The organism is Mesorhizobium sp. M7A.F.Ca.CA.003.01.2.1, from assembly GCF_003998945.1.
Taxonomy (GTDB): Bacteria; Pseudomonadota; Alphaproteobacteria; order Rhizobiales; family Rhizobiaceae; genus Mesorhizobium; species Mesorhizobium ciceri.
In genome coordinates, this window is record NZ_RZRA01000298.1 from 1 (window position 1) to 5708 (window position 5708).

Sequence of the window (5708 nt, forward strand, 5' to 3'; positions counted from 1 at the left end):
TTCCCACGCCGGCAAACACCTCCGACAAGGAGACCGCGCCGGCTGCGGCGCCGACCACGGCGATACCGCCGACCGGTTCGCCCGGCAGGAAGGCCGCGCGCGCATCGCTCCAGGCGAGCTTGCCCTTGGCCTGGCCGAAGAGATGGATGGTCGGCGTCCACCCGCCGGAGACCACAACGCAATCGGCATCGAACCTCGTGCCGTCGTCGAGCGTCACGCCGTCGACGCGCAGCTTGCCGCTGGCGGATGCGAGAGAACGCCCCTTGATCAGCCGGACATTGGCCGCCGCCGCAGGCGCGCCGTCACGCCGGATATCGACAAGCCTGACTTCGGCGCCAACCTCGGCAAGCGCCCCCGCCACCTCATAGGCGCTGTCATTGTTGGTGGCGACGATGATGCGGCGGCCGACCAGCACAGCGTGGCGCCGGAGATAGGCGAACGCCGCATCCGCCGACATGATGCCCGGCAGATCGTTGTTGGCGAAAGGCAGCGGCCGCTCGATGGCGCCGGTCGCCAGCACGATCTGGCGCGGCCTGACCCGCCACAGCGTATCCGGCCGGCCGTCGAGATGACGCTGGTTCAGCCCGACCAGATTGTGGTCGTAAATGCCGAAGGCGGTGGTCGAAGGCAGGATGAGGTGACCGCCAGCGGCAAGCCCGGCAATCGTCTCCTTGCCCCATACGGCCGCCGGCTTGCCGTCGATCTCCGCGGCACGATGGCCGAGCGATCCGCCGGGGCTCTGCTGGTCGTCGACCAGTGTGACGGTCAGGCCAGCACCGGACGCCAGCCCTGCCGCCGCCAGCCCGGCCGGTCCCGCGCCTACAACCAGCACATCGCAATGATGGTTGATCTGGTCGGCCATGCCGGGCGAGGTCCAGTCGGCGTCGACTGTGCCCAGCCCCGCCATGGCGCGGATGCGCGGCTCGAACCTGTGCCAGTCCGGCCACATGAAGGTCTTGTAGTAGAACGCGGCCGGGATGAAGCGCGCAAAACGGTCCAGGAAGGCGTTGCGGTCGGCCAGTGCGCTGGGCGTGGCGTTGACGCTTTTCGCCACCAGTCCGTCGCGCACCGGCTCGGTCGTGGCGCGGGTGTTCGGCGTCGCCCGCGTGCCGCCGAGATCGACCAGCGCATTTGGCTCCTCGACGCCGGCGCCCCATATGCCGCGCGGCCGGTGGTATTTGAAGCTGCGGCCGACGACCGCGACGTCACCCGCCAGCAGCGCCGAGGCGATGGTGTCGCCGGCAAAGCCTTGCACGGTGGTGCCGTCGAAGCTGAAGCGTATCGGGCGCGAGCGGTCGATGGCGCTGCCGCCGGTGGCAAGGCGCGAGGCGGTCACGCGACGTGCTCCCCGCCGAGTGCGGCCGAGGACAGCACCTTGTGGGTGACGGTGTCGCGCTCCATGACGAAGAACTCGCCGCAGTTCATGTGAACCCAGATTTCGCGCGCCGTGCCTTTCGGATTGGTGCGCAGATAGAGGTAATCAGCCCAGCGATCGATCGGCACATCGGCGCCATCCGGCCGCGCATTTCCGGCATCGCCGCCATAGTGGAATTCGGTTTCGTCGCGCGGGCCGCAGAATGGGCAAGGGAAAAGCTGCATAAAATCCTCAATCTTCGTCTTTATGCATGTCGTTCTCCCCAAACCGCTGCGTACTTTTGGGCGACATGCATCAGTGCGCGATGCCGGAGCCGGCCGCTTCGTCGATCAGCCGCCCGCTGGCGAAGCGATCAAGGTCGAACGGACGGCTGATGTGGTTGTGTTCGCCAGTCGCCAGCAGGTTCGCCAGCAGCGTGCCGCCTGCGGGAATGGCCTTGAAGCCGCCCGTGCCCCAGCCGCAATTGAGGAACAGGCCGGGCAGCGGCGAGGGGCCGATGATCGGCGAGGAGTCCGGCACGACATCGACGATCCCAGCCCATTGCCGCATCAGCTTGAGCTGGCCGAAGATCGGGAACATCTCCAAAAGGCCGGCGATCACCCCCTCCAGCGTCGGCAGATTGCCGCGCTGCGCGTAGGAGGGGATGCGGTCGAGCCCGCCGCCGATGACGATCTCGCCCTTGTCCGACTGGCTGACATAGACGCCGCAGCCGGGCGACAGCACCACCGTGTCGAGGATCGGCTTGACCGGTTCGGACACGCAGGCCTGCAGCGCATAGGAATTGATCGGCAGGCGGAAGCCGGCCTTGGCCGCCAGCACCGAAGAATGCCCGGCCACCGCCATGCCGATACGCTCGGCACGGATCGCGCCACGCGAGGTCTGGACGCCACGGCAGCGGCCGCCCTCGATGATGAAATCGGTGATCTCGCAGTTCTGGATGATGTCGACGCCGAGTCGGCTTGCGGCCCGCGCATAGCCCCAGGCGACCGCATCATGGCGTGCCGTTCCGGCCCTGCCTTGCCAGATACCGCCGAACACCGGGAAGCGTGCGTCCGGTGAAAAATTGTAGATCGGCGCCACCCGGCGCACATCGTCAGGCGAAAACAGCTCTGCATTGATGCCGTTGATCTGCATGGCGTTGACGGTGCGGGCGCCGATCTCCATCTCGCCGGTCGAGTGGCAGAGATTGACCATGCCGCGTTGCGACAGCATGACGTTGTAGTTGAGCTCTTTCGACAATCCCTCATAGAGCCGGTGCGCCAGCCCGTATAGCTCGACGCTCTCCGGATAATAGTAGTTGGAGCGCACCACGGTGGTGTTGCGGCCGGTGTTGCCGCCGCCGATCCAGCCTTTTTCCAGCACCGCTACCCTGGTGATGTTGTGGTTCTTGGCCAGGTAATAGGCCGTTGCCAGCCCATGGCCGCCGCCACCGATGACGATCGCATCATAGGACAGTTTCGGCTCGGGCGAGCGCCACGCCGGTTGCCAGCCGGTTTGGCCGGCCAGGCCCTCCTTGAACAGCGAAAAGGCGGAATAGCGTGTGGTCATGACGTGCCGGACCGGCCTGATTTTCGGAAAGAAACGTGGATCATCGCATGGTCTTCCGCACCGACGTCACCGGTTCGATCGGTCATGCCCGCATCGCCTTGCCCAGTGGATCGTATGGCGACGAGGCGATGACGCGCGCACCTCTTTCGACGCCGACGATGTGGGTTGTCAACTGCGTATCGATATCAGCCACTTCGCGCTCGACCAGCGCCATGGCGAGGCTCTTGCCGACCGTATGGCCGTAGCCGCCCGAGGTGACGAAGCCAGCAAGCTTGCCTCTATACCAGACCGGCTCGTAACCGCTGGCATCGGCGTCCGCCGCGTCGATTTCGAGCGTCACCAGCGTGCGCCTCGATGAAGCCTTCAGCTCCTTCCGGGCCGCCTCGCGGCCGATGAAATCGCCCTTGTCGAAAGCGATCCAGCGGTCCATCCCGGTCTCATCGGGCGTATAGTCCTGCGTGAACTCGCGCGACCAGATACCAAAGCTCTTTTCGAGCCGCAGCGAATTGACCGCGCTGAAGCCGTATTCGGTGACGCCCAGATACTTGCCTGCCGTCAGCAGAGCGCGGCGCAGGCCCGCGTGCTCATTGGCCTGGCAATGGATCTCGTAGCCGAGTTCGCCGATGACCGAGAGCCGTCCGACCTTGGCCCGCACCAGCCCGACATCCAATGTCTTGCAGGCTAGAAAGCCAAAGGCCTCGTGCGAAACGTCCTGATGTGTGAGGCGCTCAAGCAACATTCGCGCATTGGGACCAGCCAGCGAGAAACCGACGACCGCGTCTGAAATGTCGCGGACGGTGACGCCGTCGCTCATATGCTGCTCGAACCAGCGCATATGCCACTGCCGCAGATAGTAGGATCCCATGATCCACCAGGAGCCATCGCCCCAGTTGAAGACGGTGAGGTCGCCCTTGAGCTTGCCGTTTTCGCCGAGCATAGGCGCGAGCTTGGCGCGACCCGGATTGGGCAGCGCACAGGCAAGCAGCCGGTCGAGCCAAGCTTCCGCCTGCGGCCCGGCGATTTCGTAGCGTGAGAAGGCAGTGATATCGAGCAGACCGACGCCCTCGCGCACCTTGCGGCACTCCTGTGCGACGATGTCGAAGGCGTTGGAGCGCTTCAGCGTCGGTGTCTCGACGAAGCCATGCGGCGCGAAATAGAGCGGCACTTCCATGCCCCATGAATTGCCCCAGCGCGCGCCGGCGGCATCCATCGCGTCATGCGCGCCGGCTGTCTTCAAGGGCCGCCCCGCCGGCAACTGCTCGTTGGGATAGCTCATGACAAAGCGGCGCGAATAGAACTGCCCGGTGGTCTGCCTGATGTATTCGCGGTTGGAGGCGAAATCGCCATAGCGGGCGATGTCCATGCCGTAGACATCGGCTTCCGGCTCGCCATGGATCATCCATTCGGCAAGCGACTTGCCGACCCCGCCGCCTTGCAGGAAACCGGCCATGACGCCGCACGCCACCCAGTAGTTGGGAACCCCGCGCACCGGGCCGACCAGCGGATTGCCGTCCGGCGAGAAGGTGAAGGCGCCGTTCACCCAGCGCTTGATGCCGGCATTCTCCAGGCAGGGGTATCGGCTGAAGCCGAGGGCCAACTCGTCGGCGATGCGGTCGGTGTCTTCCTGGATCAGTTCAATGCCGTAATCCCACGGCGCCCCATCCATGTTCCAGTGCTTGTGGTTGATCTCGTAGATGCCGAGCAGCAGGCCCTTCTGTTCCTGGCGCATGTAGGTGAAGCCTTCGAGATCGACGATCAGCGGCAATTCCTTGTCCAGCGCCTGGATTTCGGGCAGCGCCTCGGTGACGAGATAATGGTGCTCCATCGGCGACACCGGCAGGTCGATGCCGGCCATCCGGCCGACCTGCTTGGCCCACAGCCCGCCGGCATTGACGACGTGTTCGGCAATGACCGTGCCCTTCTCGGTGACTACGTCCCAGCCGCCGTCCGCGCGGCGGTTGAGTGCCAGCACGCGGTTGTGCTCGATGATATCGGCGCCGCGCAGCCTGGCTGCCTTGGCATAGGCGTGCACGACGCCCGAGGGATCGATATGGCCTTCGCGCGCGGCATAGAGTCCACCCAGCATGCCATCGGTGTTGAGAATCGGGCAGCGCTGCTTGATCTCATCGACTCCGACCAGGTGGACATCGTCGATGCCCATGGTCTGGAAGATGCGGTATGACGCTTTCAACCATTCCCAGCGCTCCGGCGCGGAGGCGACCGAGATGCCACCGGTCATGTGCATGCCGATGCTCTGGCCCGATTCTTTCTCGACCTCGGAGAGCAGGTCGATCGTGTAGGCCTGCAGGGCGGCGATGTTGGGATCGGCGTTCAGCGCATGGAACCCGCCGGCCGCATGCCAACTCGACCCTGCGGTCAGCACCTCGCGTTCGATCAGCGCGACGTCGCTCCAGCCGAACTTCGCCAGGTGATAGAGCACCGAGGCTCCAACCACGCCGCCGCCGATGACGATCGCCCGATATTGGGATTTCATCCTGTCGCACTCCACCCAGCCAGTGTGGCGTACCCTATCGGTATTGTACATATGTGTCTAGAGGTTGGCGGACAGCGGAATGAGCGCCCGTGCGCCGCTCTGCGCCGATACGGCAGAGGGCTCCTCTGCTGCTGTCGGCAGCAACCGTGCTTGCTATTGGGCCGATGCACGACGCGAAATCGTCAGGCCGCGGCGGCCGAGCGGCCCGTACTATCGATTGCGCGAAAGCGTCTTCTCGACATAGCGCGAGAAGTCCTCGACATCCTCCGCCGGAGGCTCCTGGCCGGTGAA

Annotated in this window: 4 protein-coding genes; all 4 read right to left on the reverse strand. The window is 65.1% G+C overall.

Annotation, left to right across the window (positions count from 1 at the left end; all coding sequences use genetic code 11):
- The coding region (locus EN969_RS14150; RefSeq protein ID WP_127419192.1) for a 2Fe-2S iron-sulfur cluster-binding protein at window positions 1-1336 on the reverse strand (1336 nt) is incomplete at its 3' end.
- Window positions 1333-1599 (reverse strand): sarcosine oxidase subunit delta, encoded by a 267-nt coding sequence (locus tag EN969_RS14155; RefSeq protein ID WP_013528149.1) that lies wholly within the window; start codon window positions 1597-1599, stop codon window positions 1333-1335. The genes EN969_RS14150 and EN969_RS14155, both read right to left, overlap by 4 nt.
- 70 nt (window positions 1600-1669) lie before the next feature.
- Window positions 1670-2923, reverse strand: coding sequence for a sarcosine oxidase subunit beta (locus EN969_RS14160; protein ID WP_063169865.1), 1254 nt, complete (start codon window positions 2921-2923; stop codon window positions 1670-1672).
- 82 nt (window positions 2924-3005) lie between these two features.
- On the reverse strand, window positions 3006-5417 hold the full coding sequence (locus tag EN969_RS14165) for an FAD-dependent oxidoreductase (RefSeq protein ID WP_063169866.1): 2412 nt from the start codon (window positions 5415-5417) through the stop codon (window positions 3006-3008).
- Window positions 5418-5708: the final 291 nt, after the last annotated feature.